The 2,986-nt window shown below is 74.0% G+C and carries 2 protein-coding genes; both read left to right on the forward strand.

Annotation, left to right across the window (positions count from 1 at the left end; all coding sequences use genetic code 11):
- A partial coding sequence (locus ACWGIG_RS38235; protein WP_453326333.1) for a thiamine pyrophosphate-binding protein occupies positions 1–1,680 on the forward strand: 1,680 nt, incomplete at its 5' end.
- 82 nt (positions 1,681–1,762) lie between these two features.
- Positions 1,763–2,935 carry a Glu/Leu/Phe/Val dehydrogenase dimerization domain-containing protein gene (locus ACWGIG_RS38240; protein WP_453326334.1) on the forward strand — a complete coding sequence of 391 codons (1,173 nt, stop codon included), beginning with the start codon at positions 1,763–1,765 and terminating at the stop codon, positions 2,933–2,935.
- Positions 2,936–2,986: the final 51 nt, after the last annotated feature.

The following is a 2,986-nucleotide window of genomic DNA, read 5'->3' on the forward strand; positions in this document are numbered from 1 at the left end:
CTGCTGGTCGACTCGCTGGCCGGGCACGGTGTGGACACCGTGTTCGGCATCCCGGGCATCGACAACCTGGAGGTCTTCCGGCATCTCGGCCGCAGCGGCATCAGGACGGTCACCCCGCGCCACGAGCAGGGCGCGGGGTACGCCGCCCACGGGTACGCACGGGTCACCGGGCGCCCCGGCGTCGTCCTGACCACCGCGGGTCCCGGGCTGCTCAACGCCGCGGCGGCGGCCGGACAGGCGTACTCCGATTCCGTACCGGTGCTGTTCCTCTGCGCCGGTCCTCCGGTGGGACACCGGCCGGGCGACGGCCTGCTGCACGAGGTCAAGGACCAGTCAGGCGCGATGGACGCCATCTGCGCCTGGAGCGGGCGGGCCACCGACGCGGACCTGCTGCAGGAGCTGCTGGCGCGGGCGTTCCACGATTTCGCCGCCCGCCGCCCGAGGCCCGTGCACATCGAGATCCCCGCCGACGTCCTTGCGGCGGAGGTGTCGTGGGGCGGTCCGCCGGTCCCGGTCCCGGATCCGGCCCCGGACCGGAATGCCTCGTACGCGGCGGCCTCGGGCACGAACTCGTACACGGCCTCGGGCACGACCTGGGGCACGACCTCGTACGAGGAGGAAGGGTCCGCCGATCCCGGCGGGATCGAGCACGCCGCGCGCCTGATCGCGGGCGCCCGGCGGCCCGTCATCGTCGCGGGCGGTGGCGCCCGCGCCGCGTCCGCCGCCGTCACCCGGCTGTCGCAGGAGACCGGTGCCCCGGTCGTCACCACGGCGAACGGCAAGGGAGTGATCGACGAGTGCCACCCCCACGCGCTGGGTGCGGCACTCCACCTGCGGTCCGCCCGGGACTTCCTGCGCGGCGCCGACGTGGTGCTCGCCGTCGGCACCGAACTGGCCGACACCGACACCTGGTCCGGCCCGCTGGACCTGCCGGGCGACGTCGTCCGCGTGGACATCGACCCCGGGCAGCGGCACCGCAACGCGACGGCGGCCCGCGCGCTCACGGGCGACGCGGACTCCGTCCTGCGGCAGCTCCTGGCCGCCCTCGGCGCCGTGGGCGGCCGTACGCCGGTGAGCGAGGCGTACCGGAGTGAGATCCCCGGGGCCCGGGCCCTGATCGAGGCCGAGCACGCCGGTCAGGGAGCCCGGTGGACCGGGCTGATCGAAGCGCTGCGCGCGGCGATGCCGCCCGAGGCGGTCCTCACCAGCGACAGCTCGATGGTGTCCCACTACGGCGCGCTCAAGGGATTCCGGGTGCCGCGCCCCGACACCTTCCTCCACCCCACCGGGTTCGCCACGCTCGGCTTCGCGCTTCCGGCGGCCATCGGCGCCCTGGTGGGCCGCCCCGACCTGCCGGTGGTGGCGCTCACCGGCGACGGCGGTCTCCAGTTCAGCATCAACGAGCTGGCCACCGCGGTCCTGCTGGGCAGACCGCTGCCCGTCGTCGTCGTGGACAACGGCGGTTACGGTTCGGTCCGCACGGAGCAGTCCCGGCTGGGCGTCCCGACCCTGGGCGCGGACCTGCCGAGTCCCGACTTCACCGCCCTGGCCGCCGCCTACGGTGCGCACGGTGTGGTGGCCACCGGCCCCGCATCGGTGGCCGCCGAGGTCACCGCGGCCCTGGAGCGCCGGGGACCTACCCTGATCACCGTCCCCGACCACTCACTGACCGCTCCATGACCCCACCATGACCCCTCGCCGAACCCCGCCCTGCCCCCTCCCTGACCTCTCCCTGACCCCTCCTTGACCCCGGAAGACGGTAATGACTGACCCTTATCTGCAGGTGGTCTGGACGGACCCCGAGACGACGGCACGCGGCTATCTGGTGATCGACCGGCTGCTCGGCGGCGCCTCCAGCGGCGGTCTGCGCATGCGCAGCGGCTGCACCCTGGCGGAGGTCGCCGACCTCGCCAGGACGATGAGCCTCAAGGAGGCGCTGAACTACCGCCCTTCGGACAGCTACGTCCCCTACGGCGGCGCCAAGGGCGGTATCGACTTCGACCCGCGCCGGCCCGAGGCCCGTGCGGTGCTCACCCGCTATCTGACCGCGATGAAGCCGTACATCGACACGTGCTGGGCGACCGGCGAGGACCTCGGGGTGCAGCAGCGGACCCTCGACGAGGCCGCCGCCGAGGCCCGTATCGCGTCGACCGTGCAGGCGGCGCTGCCCCATGTGCCGGACGGTTCCGAGGCGGGGCTCGCCCGTCTCGGCGCCGGGTTCGCGGCGGAGGTCGGCGGGATCTCGCTGGCCGATCTCATCGGCGGGTACGGAGTGGCCAGGGCCACGGTCGCCGCGCTGGAGCACCGGGGCGACCGGGTCCGCGGGGCGACGGCGGCGCTGCAGGGCTTCGGGACGATGGGGGGCGCCATCGCCCGCTATCTCTCGGAGGCCGGGCTGCGCGTGGTGGCGGTCGCCGACCAGCGCGGTGTGGTGGCCAACCCGGCGGGTCTCGACGTGGAGCACCTGCTCGCCCACCGCACCCCGGACGGGCTCGTCGACCGCGAGCGGCTGCGCCCCGACGACAGGCCGGTGGAGTCCGACTGGCTGTCCGTACCGTGCGACGTCCTGGTGACGGCGGCCGTTCCGTACGCCATCGACGAGAGCAACCAGCAGCGGGTGAGCGCGCGTTACGTGGTCGAGGGCGCCAACATCTCGGTGACGCCGGGGGCCGAGAGCGCACTGTCCGCCAGGGGTACGGCCGTGATCCCCGACTTCGTCGCGAACTCCGCGGGCAACGCCTGGTGGTGGTGGACGCTGTTCGGGGACATCGAGCCGACCGCCGCGTCGGCCTACGCGCGCGTGTCCGCCGTGATGGAGGACCTCGTCGTGTCGGCGCTCGACGGCGCGGCCGACGGGTCGATGACCCCGCGCGAGGCGGCCACGGCCCGCGCCGAGTCGTGCATGAAGCTGCTGGAAAGCCTGCCCCGGGGCTGAACACAGGGGTTGCTCAAGGGAGTTGGTCTCGTACGAAGGCCCGTCCGGGGC

The sequence above is a fragment of the Streptomyces sp. NPDC054863 genome (assembly GCF_053610825.1).

Excerpts from the sequence above, each read along its gene's own strand:
- ACWGIG_RS38240 (WP_453326334.1), top strand. The coding sequence starts at position 1,763 with ATGACTGACCCTTATCTGCAGGTGGTCTGGACGGACCCCGAGACGACG.